The sequence below is a fragment of the Bradyrhizobium sp. S3.12.5 genome (assembly GCF_040548225.1).
In the GTDB taxonomy this organism is placed as follows: domain Bacteria; phylum Pseudomonadota; class Alphaproteobacteria; order Rhizobiales; family Xanthobacteraceae; genus Bradyrhizobium; species Bradyrhizobium cytisi.
The window spans coordinates 1-16,375 of sequence record NZ_JBEPRF010000003.1 but is presented as its reverse complement, the minus strand read 5'-3'; the positions used below and the strand labels follow the sequence as shown (position 1 = coordinate 16,375).

The 16,375-nt window shown below is 64.1% G+C and carries 19 protein-coding genes, 1 pseudogene and 1 riboswitch; of the genes and pseudogenes, 13 read left to right on the top strand and 7 right to left on the bottom strand.

Annotated features, from left to right (window positions below; all coding sequences use genetic code 11):
• Positions 1-12 precede the first annotated feature (12 nt).
• Positions 13-584 (bottom strand): annotated as a pseudogene (locus ABIC09_RS04210) (hypothetical protein).
• A 179-nt stretch (positions 585-763) separates the two neighbouring features.
• Here ABIC09_RS04210 and ABIC09_RS04205 point away from each other — a divergent pair.
• Both ABIC09_RS04205 and ABIC09_RS04200 read left to right on the top strand, forming a co-directional pair.
• The gene (locus ABIC09_RS04205; protein WP_148750558.1) at positions 764-1,504 is read left to right on the top strand and encodes a response regulator; all 741 of its coding nucleotides are present in this window, start codon (positions 764-766) and stop codon (positions 1,502-1,504) included.
• 15 nt (positions 1,505-1,519) lie between these two features.
• Positions 1,520-2,845: an ATP-binding protein gene (locus tag ABIC09_RS04200; RefSeq protein WP_354083506.1), complete on the top strand. Its 1,326-nt coding sequence runs from the start codon at positions 1,520-1,522 to the stop codon at positions 2,843-2,845.
• A gap of 2 nt (positions 2,846-2,847) precedes the next feature.
• Here ABIC09_RS04200 and ABIC09_RS04195 read toward each other — a convergent pair whose 3' ends face one another.
• The gene (locus tag ABIC09_RS04195; RefSeq protein ID WP_187434762.1) at positions 2,848-3,063 is read right to left on the bottom strand and encodes a hypothetical protein; all 216 of its coding nucleotides are present in this window, start codon (positions 3,061-3,063) and stop codon (positions 2,848-2,850) included.
• Positions 3,064-3,302: 239 nt separating this feature from the next.
• Here ABIC09_RS04195 and ABIC09_RS04190 point away from each other — a divergent pair, with 239 nt between their 5' ends.
• From ABIC09_RS04190 to ABIC09_RS04160, 7 genes are all read left to right on the top strand, one after another.
• Positions 3,303-3,749 carry a transglycosylase SLT domain-containing protein gene (locus ABIC09_RS04190; RefSeq protein WP_502917639.1) on the top strand — a complete coding sequence of 149 codons (447 nt, stop codon included), beginning with the start codon at positions 3,303-3,305 and terminating at the stop codon, positions 3,747-3,749.
• Positions 3,750-3,802: 53 nt separating this feature from the next.
• Positions 3,803-3,948: riboswitch (TPP riboswitch) on the top strand.
• A complete protein-coding gene (locus ABIC09_RS04185; RefSeq protein WP_354108488.1) occupies positions 3,936-4,970 on the top strand; it encodes an FAD-dependent oxidoreductase in 1,035 nt (344 codons plus the stop codon). Its footprint overlaps the riboswitch before it by 13 nt.
• Positions 4,961-5,158: a sulfur carrier protein ThiS gene (gene thiS, locus ABIC09_RS04180; protein ID WP_148750562.1), complete on the top strand. Its 198-nt coding sequence runs from the start codon at positions 4,961-4,963 to the stop codon at positions 5,156-5,158. Before ABIC09_RS04185 ends, thiS begins: the two co-directional genes overlap by 10 nt.
• Before the next feature lie 174 nt (positions 5,159-5,332).
• Entirely contained in the window at positions 5,333-6,115 is a 783-nt protein-coding gene (locus tag ABIC09_RS04175; RefSeq protein WP_354108487.1) for a thiazole synthase, read from the top strand.
• Entirely contained in the window at positions 6,102-6,728 is a 627-nt protein-coding gene (locus ABIC09_RS04170; protein WP_148750564.1) for a thiamine phosphate synthase, read from the top strand. The genes ABIC09_RS04175 and ABIC09_RS04170 overlap by 14 nt, the downstream gene beginning before the upstream one ends.
• Before the next feature lie 167 nt (positions 6,729-6,895).
• Complete coding sequence (thiC, locus tag ABIC09_RS04165) at positions 6,896-8,794, top strand: phosphomethylpyrimidine synthase ThiC (protein WP_354108486.1); 1,899 nt, start codon at positions 6,896-6,898, stop codon at positions 8,792-8,794.
• A 275-nt stretch (positions 8,795-9,069) separates the two neighbouring features.
• Complete coding sequence (locus tag ABIC09_RS04160) at positions 9,070-9,816, top strand: hypothetical protein (protein ID WP_354108485.1); 747 nt, start codon at positions 9,070-9,072, stop codon at positions 9,814-9,816.
• Positions 9,817-9,963: 147 nt separating this feature from the next.
• Here the strand turns inward: ABIC09_RS04160 and ABIC09_RS04155 are convergent, their stop codons facing one another.
• Positions 9,964-10,512: an HD domain-containing protein gene (locus tag ABIC09_RS04155; protein ID WP_354108484.1), complete on the bottom strand. Its 549-nt coding sequence runs from the start codon at positions 10,510-10,512 to the stop codon at positions 9,964-9,966.
• Positions 10,513-10,559: 47 nt separating this feature from the next.
• On the opposite strand from ABIC09_RS04155, the gene ABIC09_RS04150 reads away from it, so the two are divergent.
• Positions 10,560-11,087 carry a mismatch-specific DNA-glycosylase gene (locus tag ABIC09_RS04150; RefSeq protein ID WP_354108483.1) on the top strand — a complete coding sequence of 176 codons (528 nt, stop codon included), beginning with the start codon at positions 10,560-10,562 and terminating at the stop codon, positions 11,085-11,087.
• Between the two features lie 328 nt (positions 11,088-11,415).
• Complete coding sequence (locus ABIC09_RS04145) at positions 11,416-12,081, top strand: glutathione S-transferase family protein (protein WP_354108482.1); 666 nt, start codon at positions 11,416-11,418, stop codon at positions 12,079-12,081.
• Here ABIC09_RS04145 and ABIC09_RS04140 read toward each other — a convergent pair.
• The 3 genes from ABIC09_RS04140 to ABIC09_RS04130 all read right to left on the bottom strand — a co-directional run bounded on the left by ABIC09_RS04140 (position 12,078) and on the right by ABIC09_RS04130 (position 14,239).
• Positions 12,078-12,806, bottom strand: a complete 729-nt coding sequence (locus ABIC09_RS04140) for an SDR family oxidoreductase (RefSeq protein WP_354108481.1) — start codon at positions 12,804-12,806, stop codon at positions 12,078-12,080. The two genes, ABIC09_RS04145 and ABIC09_RS04140, sit on opposite strands and share 4 nt — an antisense overlap.
• Positions 12,807-12,996: 190 nt before the next feature.
• Positions 12,997-13,434 carry a VOC family protein gene (locus tag ABIC09_RS04135; RefSeq protein WP_354108480.1) on the bottom strand — a complete coding sequence of 146 codons (438 nt, stop codon included), beginning with the start codon at positions 13,432-13,434 and terminating at the stop codon, positions 12,997-12,999.
• Between the two features lie 319 nt (positions 13,435-13,753).
• Complete coding sequence (locus ABIC09_RS04130) at positions 13,754-14,239, bottom strand: DUF4262 domain-containing protein (RefSeq protein WP_148750572.1); 486 nt, start codon at positions 14,237-14,239, stop codon at positions 13,754-13,756.
• 189 nt (positions 14,240-14,428) lie between these two features.
• Between ABIC09_RS04130 and ABIC09_RS04125 the strand changes: the two genes are divergently transcribed.
• Both ABIC09_RS04125 and ABIC09_RS04120 read left to right on the top strand, forming a co-directional pair.
• Entirely contained in the window at positions 14,429-14,881 is a 453-nt protein-coding gene (locus ABIC09_RS04125) for a hypothetical protein (protein WP_354108479.1), read from the top strand.
• An 11-nt stretch (positions 14,882-14,892) separates the two neighbouring features.
• Entirely contained in the window at positions 14,893-15,585 is a 693-nt protein-coding gene (locus ABIC09_RS04120; RefSeq protein WP_354108478.1) for a glutathione S-transferase family protein, read from the top strand.
• Positions 15,586-15,691: 106 nt separating this feature from the next.
• Here the strand turns inward: ABIC09_RS04120 and ABIC09_RS04115 are convergent, their stop codons facing one another.
• Positions 15,692-16,126: a hypothetical protein gene (locus ABIC09_RS04115; protein ID WP_148750574.1), complete on the bottom strand. Its 435-nt coding sequence runs from the start codon at positions 16,124-16,126 to the stop codon at positions 15,692-15,694.
• Positions 16,127-16,375: the final 249 nt, after the last annotated feature.

The window sequence follows — 16,375 nt, the reverse complement described above, 5'->3', positions numbered from 1 at the left end:
GCGTCGCTCAGGTCAGCTCTGGTAATCGATCAGCAGCGCCGAAAAATCCGAACTGCTCGACGAGCTCGTCGTGCCATTGGCACCGTAGGACGAGCTCGAGGACTGCGACTGCTGCAGGCCTGGAGGAACTGCTCGAGGACCTTGGCCGTGCTGGACTCGGTCGAGCTGCTGCTCGTCGAGTCCGTCGACGACGCGGAATCCGAAGCGCCGTCATCCGACGGCGGCGGACCGGGAGGCGGGCCACCCGCGCCGCCGGGACCGCCGGGGCCTTTTGCGAAGGCGGACTGAAACACGCCCTTCAGCTCGTCGGCCTGGTCCGACGTCAGCGTCCCGTTCGAGACCTCGCTGGAGATGAGATCGTCGATCTTCGATTTCAGGCCGTCCTTGGACGGCTTGGTGCCGCCGGACTGATCGCTGGAGCGGCTCTGCTGAAGCGCCGTGTCGATGTCCTGCAGCGCGCTCGTGAGCGCCGACTGGTCCGACGACGAGATCGTGCCGTCCGACACTTCCGATTGCAATTCCTGCTGCAGCTTCTGCAGCGGCGACTGGTAATGACCGGCGGAGGCCGCCGAAATCGAGGTCATGATGGCACCGTGGTTTTTGCGGGTTTCGTATCCAACTGCGCCACGGTATGGTTAACGGGCTTAACGAGACCTTGCCGTATGACGACCCGGTCGTTGCGGGGTGTTGCGGACATACATTTGGAAACAATCTGAAACAAAAATCTTCGCCTTTTGGCCCGAATCTTGGACAAACAAGGCTCATGGCCATTTCTTCTCCCAACATCCTGGTCGTCGAGGACGACCGCGAGACCCGGACGTTGATTGCGAAATATCTCCGCAACAACTCCTGCAACGTTACCGCTGTGAGCGACGGCCGCGAGATGTCGCGCGCCATGGCCGACCACCGCGTTGATCTCATCATTCTCGACGTCATGCTGCCGGGCGAGGACGGTCTCAGCCTGTGCCGCAAGGTGCGCGCGGAAGCACAGACGCCGATCATCATGCTGACCGCGCGCGGCGAGGACGTCGACCGCATCGTCGGCCTCGAGATGGGCGCGGACGATTATCTGCCGAAGCCGTTCAACCCGCGCGAGCTGCTCGCCCGCATCAACGCGGTGCTGCGGCGCCAGGCCTCCGCGCAGGCCGCGAGCTCGATCGAGGGCGCCTCCACGCTCGCCTTCGAAGGCTGGCGCATCGACCTGCGGCTGCGCGAGCTGCGCAATCCGGAAGGCGCGCGCGTCGCGGTGACCAGCGCCGAGTTCGACCTGCTCAGGACGTTCTGCGAGCGTCCCGGCCGTGTGCTCTCGCGCGACAGCCTGCTCGACCTCACGCAGGGCCGCAACACCGGCTCGTTCGAGCGCTCGATCGACGTGCTGGTCAGCCGCATCCGCCGCAAGATCGAGCCCAATCCGGCCGATCCCACCATCATCAAGACGGTGCGCTCCGGCGGTTACCTGTTTACGCCCAGAACGGAAGCGGTTACGACGCCCCTGAGCAACTGACGGGGCGTTAAGACGATGAGGCCGTTCGGGTTCTTCCACCTCAAGGGCATCGGCGGGCAGATCGCAGCACTGGTGCTGGCCTCGACCGTCGCGCTGCATCTCGTCGTCACCACCGCGTTCCTGATCAGCCGGCCCGACCGCCCGGACACGCCGCCGGACGGCGCACCCCAACTGGCGGATGCCGCGCTGCTGCTTGGCTCGGCCAAGCCGGACGACCGGCCGCGTCTGATCGCCGATCTCACGCGCGCCTTCCCGAAGCTCAACATCGAGACATCAGCACCAGGCACCGCGACGGTGATCGAGGACAGCGAAAGTCAGCACCTGCACGGGCTCCGCCGCCATCTCGGCCGCGGCTACAAGGTGGTGCAGCTCGCGCCCGAGGGCGGCGCCCACCGCATCGGCGTGCAATTGCCTGACGGCACCATGATCGCCGGCCATGTCGACGGCGGCCCGCGTCCGTGGTTCTGGGGCGCACCGTGGCTGGTGACGCTGCTGACCGCCTTCATCTCCATCAGCGTGCTCGGCCTGTGGGCGGCGCGCGCGCTGGCGACGCCGTTGTCGTCCTTTGCCAAGGCGGCCGAGGATTTCAGCCTCGACGGCACCTCCGAGCCGCTGCCCGAGCGCGGCCCGGAGGAGATCCGCCTGGTCGCCCGCGCGCTCAACCGCATGCATGAGCGGATCGGGCGGCTGATGTCGGATCGCACCCGGATGCTGGCTGCAATCAGCCACGATCTGCGCACCCCGATCACGCGGCTGCGCCTGCGCGCCGAGTTCATCGAGGACGAGGGCAACCGCAAGCGCATGCTGATCGACCTCGACCAGATGCGCTCGATGCTGGAAAGCGTGCTGTCGCTGCTGCGCAACGATCGCAAGATCGAGGCGATCACGCTGGTCGACATCGCGAGCACATTGCAGCTGATCGCCGACCAGTTCGGCGACATGGGCCATGTCGTGCACTACGAAGGCCCGCTATCTGCGACCGCCGCGGCGCGTCCCGACGATCTGCATCGCGGCGTCACGAACCTGGTCGAGAACGCTGTGCGCTTCGGCGCCGAGGTGACGATCCGTCTCGATGTGTCAGGCACAAAGCTCATCATCGACGTCGAGGATGACGGCCCCGGCATTTCCGATGCGCGCAAGCAGGAGATGCTGGAGCCGTTCGTGCGCGGCGACGACGCGCGCACCATGGACGATTCCACCGGCTTCGGCCTCGGCCTGTCGATCGCGCGCGCGATCGCGCTCGCCCATGGCGGCGAGCTGTCGCTGCACGACCGCCCGCCGCACGGGCTGATCGTGCGGATGCAATTGCCGGTGTGGCAACAGCCGCGGCTGGCGGCGTAGCTTCAGGCTGCGAGCGGCGGGTGCTCGACTTCCATCTCGTCAAAGATCGCGATCGCCTCGAAGCGATAGCCGCAGGCGCTGCAATTCCAGAGATATGAGATGCGTCCCTCGCCCGGTTCGATCCAATCAGGTTGCGGGATCGGCGTGCCGCATTGCGCACAGGGATTTCGCCTGGGGATGTCGCCGATGTGTGCCTTCACCACGTTTGCTTTTGTCATGGCACCTCTCCCGATTTGCAGCGTTTTGATACTCGCTTTCGCGTCTGCGCGCGAATAGACAGGCTCGTTGTCACGAGCTGCGGTCTTCCACCCGAGGTGAACCCTTACGGCAGCATTGCGTCGTAACAGCGGCTCTGCGTCGCAAAAATCGTGATCGGCGGCGTTTCGCCACATCATCGCCGCGTTCAAGGGTCCTAACGGTTCCAGTGCAGGTCACCCAGGAACCGCGGGGATATCTGATGAAAATTTTACGCGTTGTCGCGCTCATCGCGGCCGGGCTGGTATCACCGCAGGCCGCATTTGCGGGCCAGGCCGAATACGCCGAGATGGTCGCCATGCATGCGCGCACCAACGGCGTGCCGGAGGCGCTGGTGCATCGCGTCATCATGCGCGAGAGCCGCTATCAGCCCGGCCTGGTCGGCCATGGCGGCACCATCGGGCTGATGCAGATCAAGCTCGCGACCGCCCGCGGCCTCGGCTACACCGGCGATGCCGCCGGCCTGCGCGACCCCAACACCAACCTCACCTATGCCGTAAAATACCTCGCCGGCGCCTATCACGCCGCCAACGGCGACCACGACCGCGCCGTGCGTTATTTCGCGGGCGGCTATTACTACGTTGCAAAGCAGCAGCGCCAACAAATGGTCCAGCACGTCCGCAACGCGCGGGCGCAGGCACTCAAGTAATCCCCTGTTCCGGGCCAAACGCGTTGACACCAGCCGTCACTGGCCTACATTAGAGCCGTTCCGAGGGGTGCTCCGAGGAGGAGCTGAGATACCGCTAAATGGGCAAAGCCTGCAAATCAGCAAGCCTGCCCAGGACCGCGGTGACCCTTTGAACCTGATCCGGGTCATGCCGGCGAAGGGACAGGGATGTTGCAGACGACCAAGCGACCGGATTCTCCGGTATCCATCATCGGAGCAGGCATAGCCGGAGCCTGGCATGCGCTGTTGTTCGCGCAGGCCGGCCATGCCGTGACGCTACACGAGCGCAGTGACGCAGGAATGACCGACGCCACCAGCCATTGGGCCGGCGGCATGCTCGCACCTTATTGCGAGGCGGAGGTCGCCGAGCCAATCATCAGCCGCCTCGGCCTGCGCTCGCTCGACATCTGGCGGCGCGAATTGCCTGATACCCCCTTCAACGGCTCGCTCGTCGTGGCCCATCCGCGCGAGCGCAACGACTTTGAGCGCTTTGCAGGGATGACCGAGGGCCACCGCCGGCTCGATGCAGCGGCCTTAGCCGAGCTCGAACCCTCGCTCGAGGGCCGCTTTCGCGATGCGCTGTTCTTCCCGACCGAAGGCCATGTCGAGCCGCGCCGCGTGCTGCCGAAACTGCACGCGCGCATCGTCGCCGCCGGCGGCACCATCAAGTTCGGCAGCGATATCACCGCCCAAGATCTGCAAGGCCTCGATGGCATCGTGATCGACTGCCGCGGCCTCTCCGCGCGCGAGGAACAGCCCGAGCTGCGCGGCGTCAAGGGCGAGATGATCCTGATCGAGACCAGCGAGGTCAGGCTTTCGCGCCCGGTGCGGCTGATCCATCCGCGCTGGCCGCTTTACGTGATCCCGCGCGAGGACAATCTGTTCATGCTGGGTGCGACCTCGATCGAGGCCCAAGACACCGGCGTCAAAGACACCGGCGTCAGCGTCCGCTCGGCGCTGGAGCTGCTGGGCGCAGCCTATGCCGTGCATCCGGCCTTTGGCGAGGCCCGCATCGTCGAATTCGGCTCGGGGCTGCGCCCCGCGTATCCCGACAATCTGCCGCGCATCGGCGTGCGCGGCGGCAAGATCAGCGTCAACGGACTCTACCGCCACGGCTTCCTGCTCGCGCCGGCCCTCGCCGAGCTGACCCTTTCCTATGTCGAGCGCGGCCAGATCGACAATGAGGTGATGCAATGCGCGTGATCGTTAACGGCGAGCAGCGCGAGATCAATGCGGCAAGCGTGGACGCGTTGCTCAGCGAGCTCGACTACGAGGGCACGCATTTCGCCATCGCGCTCAACTACGATGTCGTGCCGAAAAGCCGCTGGGCCGAGACGGCGCTGAACGCGGGCGACGAGATCGAGATCATCACGCCGCGGCAGGGAGGGTGAAGTGATGTCACTCCATTTATCGCCTCGGCGCGCGCCACACATCCCGCCGTCATCGCCCGGCTTGACCGGGCGATCCAGTACGCCGCGGCTCCTCGTTTCCAGCCGCACTGCCGCGGAGTACTGGATCCCCGCTTTCGCGGGGATGACAGCATCAATTGAGGAGACACCTCGGACATGGTGACCTTCTACGGCAAAACCTTCCCCTCCCGTCTCCTCATCGGCAGCGCGCTCTATCCCTCGCCCGCGATCATGCAGGACGCGATCCGCGCCTCCGGCTCGAACATCGTGACCGTGTCGCTGCGGCGCGAATCCGCCGGTGGCAAGACTGGCGACGCGTTCTGGAAGCTGATCCGCGAGCTTGATGTCACCGTGCTGCCGAACACCGCCGGCTGCCGCAGCGTCCGCGAAGCGGTGACCACGGCAAAGCTCGCGCGCGAATTGTTCGGCACGAGCTGGATCAAGCTCGAGGTCATCGCCGACAACGACACGCTGCAGCCCGACGTCGTCGGCCTGGTCGAAGCCGCCACCATCCTGATCAAGGACGGCTTTGAAGTGTTCCCCTATTGCACCGAGGATCTCTCGGTCGCCAACCGCCTGGTCGATGCCGGCTGCAAGGTGGTGATGCCGTGGGCTGCCCCGATCGGCTCGGCCCGCGGCATCACCAACCGCGACGCACTCAAGCTGATGCGCGAGCGGCTGCCCGATATCACGCTGGTGGTCGACGCCGGCATCGGCGCGCCCTCGCACGCGGCCGAGGCGTTCGAGCTCGGCTATGACGCCGTGCTGCTCAACACCGCGATCGCAAAGGCCGCCGATCCCGTCGCCATGGCCAACGCCTTCCGCCTCGGCTGTGATGCCGGCCGCACCGCATTTGAAGCCGGGCTGATGAACGCCCGCGACTTCGCCTCTCCTTCAACCCCTGTCGTTGGGACCCCGTTCTGGCATGCCGTATCCTGATCGCAACGCGTATCCTGATCGATTTTACCCCGTCGTCGACAGCCTCAAATGGGTCGAGCGCCTGACAAAGCTCGGCGTCGGCACCATTCAGCTGCGCACGAAAGACCTCAACGACGCCGACGCGCTGCAGGTCGTCACCGACGCGCTGGCGATCACCAAGGGCACGCAGGCCAAGCTGGTCGTGAACGACTATTGGCGCGCCGCGATCGTCGCCGGCGCAAAATACCTGCATCTCGGCCAGGAGGATCTCGCCGACGCCGACCTCAAGGCGATCCGCGAGGCCGGCCTGTCGCTCGGCGTCTCCACGCATGACGAGGCGGAGCTTGAAGCCGCGCTTGCGGCCAAGCCGGATTACGTCGCGCTCGGCCCGATCTTCTTCACCACGCTCAAATCGATGCGCTTCGAACCGCAGGGCATTCCAAAGATCACGGAATGGAAGAAGCGCTTAGGCCACATCCCGCTGGTCGCGATCGGCGGCATCAAGTTCGAGCACGCCGCGGAGATCTTTGCCGCCGGCGCGGATTCCATCGCCGTCGTCAGCGACGTCACCCAAAATGCCGACCCGGACGCCCGCGTGCGGCAGTGGCTCGGCCAGTCGAAGGAGGCTGCGTGATGGCCCCACTCTCACCACCCGTCATTGCGAGCGAAGCGAAGCAATCCAGAATCCCTCCACGGATGCAGTCTGGATTGCTTCGTCGCAAGAGCTCCTCGCAATGACGGAGCAAGAATTCACCGCCGTCGCTCAAACGCACGCGCACCGAAATTAAACCGGAGGACCCCATGAACATCCGCTCCAACCCGCAACAGACCGTTCCCGCCGTCACCACCGGCCCGCTGCCCTCGTCGCGAAAAATCTTCGCCTCGCCCGATGCCGCGCCCGACCTGCGCGTGCCCTTGCGCGAGATCATCCTGTCCGAAGGTGCCGGCGAGCCGAACCTGCCGGTGTACGACACCTCGGGCCCCTACACCGACCCAAGCGTCACCATCGACGTCAACGCCGGTCTGGCCCGCGGCCGCAAACAGTGGGTGCTGGAGCGCGGCGGCGTCGAGGAATATGAGGGCCGGCAGATCAAGCCGGAGGACAATGGCAGCGTCTCCACCGACAAGGCCGCGCGCTCCTTCGCCGCCTATCACCAGCCTCTGCGCGGCCTCGACGGCCACAAGATCACGCAGCTCGAATTCGCCCGCGCCGGCATCATCACCAAGGAGATGATCTACGTCGCGGAGCGCGAAAACCTCGGCCGCAAAGAGCAGCTGGAACGCGCGGAAGCCGCCCTCGCCGACGGCGAGAGCTTTGGCGCCTCCGTGCCCGCCTTCATCACGCCGGAGTTCGTGCGCAGCGAGATCGCACGCGGCCGCGCCATCATCCCCTCCAACATCAACCATTCAGAACTCGAGCCGATGATCATCGGCCGCAACTTCCTCACCAAGATCAACGCCAATATCGGCAATTCGGCCGTGACCTCGTCGGTCGAGGAAGAGGTCGAGAAGATGGTGTGGGCGATCCGCTGGGGCGCCGACACCGTGATGGACCTCTCGACGGGGCGCAACATCCACACCACGCGCGAGTGGATCCTGCGCAATTCGCCGGTGCCGATCGGCACCGTTCCGATTTATCAGGCGCTGGAGAAGTGCAACGGCGATCCGGTGCAGCTGACCTGGGAGCTCTACAAGGACACGCTGATCGAGCAGTGCGAGCAGGGCGTCGATTATTTCACCATCCACGCCGGCGTGCGCCTGCAATACATCCACCTCACCGCCAACCGCGTCACCGGCATCGTCTCGCGCGGCGGCTCGATCATGGCGAAGTGGTGCCTGGCGCATCACAAGGAAAGCTTCCTCTACACCCATTTCGACGAGATCTGCGACCTCATGCGCAAGTATGACGTCTCGTTCTCGCTCGGCGACGGCCTGCGCCCCGGCTCGATCGCGGACGCCAACGACCGCGCCCAGTTCGCGGAACTGGAGACGCTCGGCGAGCTCACCAAGATCGCGTGGGACAAGGGCTGCCAGGTCATGATCGAAGGCCCCGGTCACGTGCCGATGCACAAGATCAAGATCAACATGGACAAGCAGCTCAAGGAGTGCGGCGAAGCGCCGTTCTACACGCTTGGACCGCTGACCACCGACATCGCGCCGGGCTATGACCACATCACCTCAGGGATAGGTGCGGCCATGATCGGCTGGTTCGGCTGCGCCATGCTCTGCTACGTCACGCCGAAGGAGCATCTCGGCCTGCCCGATCGTAACGACGTCAAGGTCGGCGTCATCACCTACAAGATCGCCGCCCACGCCTCCGATCTCGCCAAGGGCCACCCCGCCGCACAGCTGCGCGACGACGCCCTCTCCCGCGCCCGTTTCGACTTCCGCTGGAGCGACCAGTTCAACCTCGGCCTCGATCCGGATACCGCGAAAAACTTCCACGACGAGACCCTGCCGAAGGAAGCCCACAAGGTCGCCCATTTCTGCTCGATGTGCGGCCCAAAATTCTGCTCGATGAAGATCACGCAGGACGTCCGCGATTACGCGGCAACGCTGAACGATCCGAACTCGGTCGGCATGTCGCTGAGCGGCACCGCCGAAGACGGCATGAAGCAGATGAGCGCGAAGTTCAAGGAGATGGGGAGCAGCGTGTATCTGGATGCGGAGAAGGTGAAGGAGAGTAACAAGGTGTTGTGAGCCGCTAGCGCGCACCCACCAAACGACAGGCCGGGCGCTGAAGCGCCCGGTCTTTTTTGTTTGCGGCAATCGACAACAGCTGGAAGAGCGAGCGCGGAATCGTCATCCGCTCTTTCTTCAACATGGTGGTTGCGCTTCGCTAACCAACCTTTGAAGTCTCCGCACCTTATGGTTGCTCGCTAAATTGATATCGATGTAGGATCGAAAACAGGGTATGTGAAGCGCGCGATATCGCACCTTTGAAGCACAGATTACACCATCTGATATTTTCCTTCTTGCTCGCTGCGACGGCGAGCGCACTGGCGCAGGAGCAGCCGCGCGAGGTTGCCCGGCCGATCGCACCTGCGGAAGTCGTGCTCTACATCCAGTCAGACCTGAAACGCACGGACTTCGTTCAACCGTTGGTTTGCGCGCTTCGGCGCGTGCTCACCGCCCCCGTCTCTGTGCAAGCTCTAGACCTTCCGCTCGGATCCGAATTGCTCGCAAATCCCACGCAATTCGAGGCCACCAAGGTGGCAGACAGGTTCATCCAGCGAACAGCGAACGAAGGAAATGAGCCTTCGTTCAAGTATCTTCTTGTTCCGTTCGATCTGAAGGTCGAGGCTTGGAATTGGCGCTATGCGTTTTCCGTGAGCTTTGGCGACGAAACGACGCCCTACCACGTCGGTGTCGTCTCCACCGCGCGGATTGTCGCTGGCAATTGGTGGCTGCAATCTCCGTGGGATCGCGAGATCACGGCGGCCCGCGCTTACAAGCTGATCCTCAAATCAATCGCGTACCGTACAGGTCATAGCGGCACGGGTGCCTGCATTCTCTCAACTCCACTCAGCCTTGAGGAGTTGGATCGAAAATCATCCGAATTTTGCCCGGATGATCGCGCCGCACTTGTTGCTGCGGGCATCCTCAAGCAGAAGGAAGAGCAGAACGACCCCGACTGCATGACCGTCGCAGGGCGATTGCTTGTGCCAATGCTCGTGACAGCACGCAGGACGCTGGACGATTGGTGGGCTAGGCTGCATTAACGTACCCTGCGCAGCAAGCCCGGGTGGGTTAGCGTAGCGTAACCCACCACCTTGCATCCAAAACCTCTCCAGCCGTGGTGGGTTGCGCCTTGCACTCTTGCGTGTTGGACGACCGCGCTTGTGAGCGGCTAACCCACCCTACGCAGCTCAGCTCAACGACGCCAATTCCCGCGCAAGATTGTCGCGGGCCCGCCGATCATATTTCTTAGCGAAGCCGGCATTTGGATAGATAACCGCCCGGGCCGCAAACCTGCGCAGCACCGCGGCGCGGCCGGCGCGAAAGTCGGCATCGCTGACATGGAGGAACTCCTGCCGGATGGCTGCGGCATAGGCGTCGTAACGCGCCGGTTCGGCACCCAAAATGCTGAGGTCGATCGAGATCAGGATGGCGCCAAGGCGATCGTCTGCCTTGACGTCGTGCGTCCGCGTCAGGCGGATCAGGCGGCCGACCTCGCTGCTGATCTCACCGCGCGCGTGCTGTTCGGCCAGATGAGCGCTGAGCTCCTCGTTGTCCGATTGCGACGGAACATAAACGACGTCATGCCACCAGATCGCCTCCGTCAGAATGTCGCGTTCGTGCGTCGAGAGACCATCCACCCGCGCAAGCAATGCGAGGCAGTCCTCGATATGCGCAAGGTTGTGATAGTGTCGACCAGGTGCCGCATAGGCGGCGGCTAGATCCTCGCGGTTCATCATTGAAGTATAAGACGCGACAGATGGACGTGATAGCGAGCGTAGCCCGGATGATTGACGTGTCGAGCCCCTCCCTCCACCGCCTCCCCGACCAACTCCGTCCCAACCTCCGCCTCGTTTTCGTCGGCACCGCCGCCAGCACGCGCTCGGCCGAGCTCGGGCACTACTACGCCCATCCCGGCAACCGCTTCTGGCGCGCGATCCACGACGCCGGGATCACGCCGCGGCGCTATCAGCCGGGCGAATTCGCGACTCTGATCGAGCTCGGGATCGGCTTCACCGATCTCTCCAAGTCGGGCGCCGGGATGGATCACCAGATCGCGGCTGAAGCGATCGACGTGCCCGGCTTCAGGGCCAAGATCGAAACATATCGACCGCGGACGATTGCGTTCACGAGCAAGAAGGCGGCAAGCTTGTTTTATGGCAGTCCGTCGAGCCGGATTTCGCTGGGGCGGCAGCCGCGCGATGGATGGGTCGCCGAGGTGTTCGTGTTGCCTTCGCCGTCCGGTGCGGCGTCCGGGCATTGGACGCTGGAGCCGTGGCGGGAGCTGGCGGAGTGGATCGCTTGTGAGCGTTAAGCCGCTCACTAACGGATCCCTCTGCTCTCGTGTCCCGGGCAAGCGCAGCGCAGACCCGGGACCCAGAAGCTCCGGCATGGATGCTCCGTGGGCCCCGGCTCTGCAGCGCATCACGCCGCAAGTGGCGGCGCGCTGCACTGCGTCCGGGGCACGCCACCATCCGTATCCCGCATGCGCCCTTTCCGGATTCGCGATCTCGATCTTTCGCATGTCCATCATCGCCAGCATGTCGCAATCTGCCCTACGCACCGCGACATTTGGATAGCCTGTCGGAATTCGCTCCGCTCGTTCGTCCTCGGTCCAAATGCCATCACGCCGGAGACCCCACATGCCCACCATCACCGCCTTCAGGAACTCACCCGACCGCGGCAGGGGACACGCGCGCGACATGCGGGTGCGCTGGGCACTCGAGGAGGTCGGCCAGCCCTACAACGTTCGTCTGGTGTCGTTCGAGGCCATGAAGCAGCCGGCGCATCTTGCGCTGCATCCGTTCGGGCAAATCCCGACCTTCGAGGACGGCGATCTCACCCTGTTCGAGACCGGCGCGATCGTGCTCCATATCGCCGAGCATCATGACGGGCTGCTGCCGGCCGGGACGAACGCCAGGGCGCGCGCCATCGCGTGGATGTTTGCCGCGCTCAACACCCTGGAGCCGCCGATCGTCGAGCTTGGAATGGCGATGCTGTTTGAACGTGACAAGAGCTGGTATGACGAGCGCCTGACTGTCCTCAACCATCGCGTCCGTGTCCGGCTCGGCGAATTGTCGGTCCGACTCGGCGACGGCGACTGGCTCGACGGCGTGTTCAGCGCCGGCGATCTCCTGATGGTGACCGTGCTACGCAGGCTGAATGCCTCGCACAATGCCTCGCACATCCTCGGCGACTATCCGACCCTTTCGTCCTATGTCGCCCGCGGCGAAGCACGCCCGGCCTTCCGCCGCGCGTTCGAGGCGCAGCTGACGGTTTTCACAGCGGCGTCGAAGCACGCCCCCTAAAGATCGAAATTGGTTGGCAGCATGACCACGTCGCGAATGGTCATGCCGCGCGGCCGGGTCAGCATGAACATCACCACGTCAGCCACTTCGCTGGCCTCCAGCAGGCTGCCGGAGTCCCTGGCTTCGTGCAGCTTCTCGGGCGGCCAGTCCGCGAGCAGTGAGGTGACGACCGGGCCGGGCGAGATCGAGCCGACGCGAATGCCGTGCTTGAAGACCTGGCGCCGCACCGTCTGGACAAAGCAGTTGATCGCCCATTTGGACGACGCATAGACCGGCTCCCACGGCGTCGGAAAATGCGCGGCAAGAGAACTCGTGACGATGATGTCGCCGGTCCGGCGCGCGATCATGTGCGGCAGCACGTCGTGCACATTCTTCATCACGACGTTGACATTCAGGTTCAGCATCCGGTCGATCGCCATCGTGTCGGCATCGACCAGATCGCCACCGACATAGGTGCCCGCATTTGCATGCAGGATGTCGAGCTGCCCTGCCGTCTCCAGAACGCGCGGCAGCAGCGTTGCGCAATCCCTGGGATCCAGCAGGTCGACAACCAGCGTGATCACCGCGTCGCCATGCTTGTTGCCAACCGCCTTCAGCGCGGCCTCGTCGCGGTCGACCATCACCACGCGCGCGCCCGCGGCCAGCATTGCTTCAGTGCTCGCCAACCCGATGCCCGACGCGGCCCCGGTCACGGCGGCAACCTTGCCCGCCAATTCGTTTCCCATGAGATCACCATCCAGCTGATGGTCGGCAGTATAGCGATGCCAAGGCGAATTGGCGAAGTGGATCGCCGGCTTCGTAGGGTGGGCAAAGGCGCCCTTGCGCCGTGCCCACCATCTCTCCACAAATCCGGCAGAGCGGTGGGCACGGCGCGCGAACAGCGCGCCTTTGCCCACCCTACCGCACCGTCAGCTCTCACCCTGCATACGCCTTGTCCAGATCGGCAATCACGATCTTCTTCATCCCCATCATGGCCTGCATGACGCGGTTGGCCTTGGTCCGGTCGGGGTCGCCGAGATAGCGGCCAAGCGCTGTCGGAACCACCTGCCAGGAGAGCCCAAATTTATCCTTGAGCCAGCCGCATTTGGATTCCGCGCCGCCGTCGGCGCTGAGGCGGCTCCAGAAATAGTCCACCTCGCCTTGCGTCTCCACGCTGATGAAGAACGACACCGCCTCGTTGAAGCGGTGCTGCGGCCCGCCGTTGAGCGCGTTGAAGCGCTGCCCTTCCAGCTCGAACACCGCCATGAAGTCGCTGACGGTCTCGACCTCGGCGTTGGGGAATACCGATTTGTAGAAGGCGACGGCCTCCGGAACGTTGTTGTCGAACCAGAGAAACGGCGTGATGGACGTCATGTGCGGATATCCTTCTGCGAAACCGGACGCGCACGCGCGCGCCGTCGCTCGAAGGACGAACGCGCGGCCGGTGATCCGACAGGCGGAACAGCACTTTTTTCGATCCCGAGAGGTTGCCTGGCCTCCGCCAAACCGTTGATGCCGGGCATCCTCCGATTAATCGACGTCGCGCGCGGATTATTGCAAGTCTCGTAGGGTGGGCAAAGCGGAAGCGTGCCCACCAACTTTCTCGCGTACCACTGACACCGATGGTGGGCACGGCGCTTGCGCGCCTTTGCCCACCCTACGGCACCTTTTGCGACCACGCTGGATCAGCCTCTCACGAAAGCGGCCGCAACAGCGGCTGATGATCCTTCAGCCGCGCATCGCATCCAGCCTCCCATGGAAACCGCCCGTCCTGATCCGGCCACACGATCTGGAGGCAGGGAAACGGCCGCGGCAGCTTTGCATAGAACCAGATCGCCGTGCCCAGATAGGCATCGTAGACCTCGAGCGGCACCTCGACGAAGCAGACCTTCCGATCGAGCGGAAGGTCGTCGCAGACGTCGCCGGCGACGTAGCGCTGTCCCGCAGCAGCGCGGTCGCGAACGGCGTTGATAACAGCGCAAGCGTCTGTTGGGTCGAGCCCGAACAAGACCAGTTCGGCGTGCGCGTAATTGAGGTAGAGACCGATCGAGAAAACATAAGCCGGGGCCTGCGCCTCAGCGGCGATGCCCATCAGATGACAGCCGTGTTCGCGGACGTTGCGGAACAGTATCTCGTCGGGAGCCCCGTCAGGCTCGGGCCATACGAAACTGTCGAGCATGCGCAGCTCTCGCGACGGGGTGAGGAAATCAGCATCAATGTACCAGCTTCCGGCCACAGTGCTACAGCGATTGCCTCTCCAAATTCCGCCCGCCGAACGGTTGATACCGGGCATCCTCCGATCGATCGACGTCGCGTGCGGACTATTGCAAGGGCGTGACGGCGGCGATACGACTTGGAGCGGAAGAACGTGGGACGGAACAGCCGGGCCTCAACCGGCGCTCATCATGTCGAGGAAGCCACTGCTGTGAGCGACGATCTCTCCGGTGTCTGGGACGGCACTTACATCCAACCCGGCACGGGAATGGTCACCTTCACGGCGACGCTGGTCGAGGCCGGCGGCGCGATCGAAGGCCACGTCACCGAACCCTGCTCGAATCCGCGCTGCCCCTTGCGCACCCACAGCGCCTCGATCACGGGCCATCGCGCCGGCAGCGTCGTGTCCTTTGTCAAGCGCTACGAGCCGCCGGGTTACGGCTTCGACATTGTCCAGTACGACGGCATCATGAACGGAGAGGCGACCGAGATCGACGGTCGCTGGCGGCTGCCGGGCACATCAGGATCGTTCTTGATGATCCGCGCCAGCAAGCGCGCACAAGCGAACATCACCGGCACACGGGCGGACGAACCGGCCCGCGAATAAACGGAGCCACCATGTTGACCCTCTATTCCTACCCGCAACTGTTCGGCGTCGCCGACAACAACGGCTATGGGCTCAAGGTCTATGCCTTCCTGAAGCTCGCCGGCGTGCCGTTCGTGCACGAGCACGTGTTCGATGCCTCCACCGCACCGCGCGGGCAGCTGCCTTATGTCGTCGATGACGGCGAGACCATCGGCGACAGCGAGACGATCATCGCGCATGCGATCGCGAAGTGTCATCTGACCATCGATGCCGCGCTGTCGCCTGCGCAGCGCCGCACCCATCATTTCGTCACGCGCATGCTGGATGATCTCTACTGGGTGATGTCCTATTCGCGCTGGAAGGACGAGCGTTATTATCCCGCATTTCGCGACGGCTTCATCGCGCAGCATCCGCAGATCGATGCCGCCGGGTTCGAGAAGGCGAAGGCCTACAATGCGCAGCGCTATCACTACCAGGGCATCGGCCGCTACGCGCCCGAGCAGGCTTATGCGCGAGGGCTGGCTGACTTGCAGGTGCTGGCCGAGATCGTGCCCGCGAACGGCTTTGTGGATGGCGAGCGGCCGACCAGCTGCGATGCCGGCATCTACGGCTTCATCGCGAACATCTATTACTTTCCGATTCCGACGCCGCTGAAGGCGTTCGTCGATGCGCAGAACAACCTCGTCGCGCATTGCGAGCGGGTTCATGCGATGGTGAGCGCGTAGTCCTTTCCGTCATTGCGAGCGTAGCGAAGCAATCCAGAGTCTTTCCGCGGCGACGGTCTGGATTGCTTCGCTGCGCTCGCAATGACGATGTTGATGCAGCCTGTTCCTACCGCATCGTGATCGCAAGCCCGCTCAGATCCGCATTCGCCATCAGGCCGGTCTGGTAGCCCGACAGCTCCAGCACCGCGCCCTTCTGGTTGGTCAGCACGATGGCGCGGGCGCCGCGGCCGACGGCGAGGCCGGCACCGGCGGCGCCGTAGACGCCGGCGACATCGGAAGGACGGTTGATGTTGGAGACGCGGCCGCGCAGCACGGTCTTGGAGCCGCCGAACACGAGCCCGTAATCGAGCCCGCCGGTCGAGAGCGAATAGGAGCGGCCGCGGAAGTTCAGCACGCCGCTCCCGCCAGAACCGCCGATGAACCAGCCCGCCTTGTAGATCGTCAGCACCACGGTGCCGCCATCGGCCTGCGCCGCGGTCGAGAGGCCGGCCAGCGCGGCAATGGCGACGAGCGCGGCACGCAAGGTGGAAGCAATCTTCATGGGGCGTCTCCGGGGGCTATTTTTCAAGGGGAATGCGAATCAGATGCTGCAATCTATCCGATCGATCGCGGCGGCAACATGATGGGGGGAGCTTCTGCAAGTGCGGTGGCGACTGGACTCGCGGAAGGTCCGCATCCTCCGTCATTGCGAGCAGAGCGAAGATTCCATGGGGGGTGGATAGCGACCGAGTCTGGAGCCAGACTGGAGTTGCAAAACCACCCAACCTGGAGACACCGATGTTGCTCGATC

What these genes read in the sequence shown, in the direction of transcription:
- ABIC09_RS04205 (WP_148750558.1), top strand. Translation starts at nt 764, where the DNA reads ATGGCCATTTCTTCTCCCAACATCCTGGTCGTCGAGGACGACCGCGAG.
- ABIC09_RS04200 (WP_354083506.1), top strand. Translation starts at nt 1,520, where the DNA reads ATGAGGCCGTTCGGGTTCTTCCACCTCAAGGGCATCGGCGGGCAGATC.
- ABIC09_RS04195 (WP_187434762.1), bottom strand. Translation starts at nt 3,063, where the DNA reads ATGACAAAAGCAAACGTGGTGAAGGCACACATCGGCGACATCCCCAGG.
- ABIC09_RS04190 (WP_502917639.1), top strand. Translation starts at nt 3,303, where the DNA reads ATGAAAATTTTACGCGTTGTCGCGCTCATCGCGGCCGGGCTGGTATCA.
- ABIC09_RS04185 (WP_354108488.1), top strand. Translation starts at nt 3,936, where the DNA reads ATGTTGCAGACGACCAAGCGACCGGATTCTCCGGTATCCATCATCGGA.
- thiS (WP_148750562.1), top strand. Translation starts at nt 4,961, where the DNA reads ATGCGCGTGATCGTTAACGGCGAGCAGCGCGAGATCAATGCGGCAAGC.
- ABIC09_RS04175 (WP_354108487.1), top strand. Translation starts at nt 5,333, where the DNA reads ATGGTGACCTTCTACGGCAAAACCTTCCCCTCCCGTCTCCTCATCGGC.
- ABIC09_RS04170 (WP_148750564.1), top strand. Translation starts at nt 6,102, where the DNA reads ATGCCGTATCCTGATCGCAACGCGTATCCTGATCGATTTTACCCCGTC.
- thiC (WP_354108486.1), top strand. Translation starts at nt 6,896, where the DNA reads ATGAACATCCGCTCCAACCCGCAACAGACCGTTCCCGCCGTCACCACC.
- ABIC09_RS04155 (WP_354108484.1), bottom strand. Translation starts at nt 10,512, where the DNA reads ATGATGAACCGCGAGGATCTAGCCGCCGCCTATGCGGCACCTGGTCGA.
- ABIC09_RS04150 (WP_354108483.1), top strand. Translation starts at nt 10,560, where the DNA reads ATGATTGACGTGTCGAGCCCCTCCCTCCACCGCCTCCCCGACCAACTC.
- ABIC09_RS04145 (WP_354108482.1), top strand. Translation starts at nt 11,416, where the DNA reads ATGCCCACCATCACCGCCTTCAGGAACTCACCCGACCGCGGCAGGGGA.
- ABIC09_RS04140 (WP_354108481.1), bottom strand. Translation starts at nt 12,806, where the DNA reads ATGGGAAACGAATTGGCGGGCAAGGTTGCCGCCGTGACCGGGGCCGCG.
- ABIC09_RS04135 (WP_354108480.1), bottom strand. Translation starts at nt 13,434, where the DNA reads ATGACGTCCATCACGCCGTTTCTCTGGTTCGACAACAACGTTCCGGAG.
- ABIC09_RS04130 (WP_148750572.1), bottom strand. Translation starts at nt 14,239, where the DNA reads ATGCTCGACAGTTTCGTATGGCCCGAGCCTGACGGGGCTCCCGACGAG.
- ABIC09_RS04120 (WP_354108478.1), top strand. Translation starts at nt 14,893, where the DNA reads ATGTTGACCCTCTATTCCTACCCGCAACTGTTCGGCGTCGCCGACAAC.
- ABIC09_RS04115 (WP_148750574.1), bottom strand. Translation starts at nt 16,126, where the DNA reads ATGAAGATTGCTTCCACCTTGCGTGCCGCGCTCGTCGCCATTGCCGCG.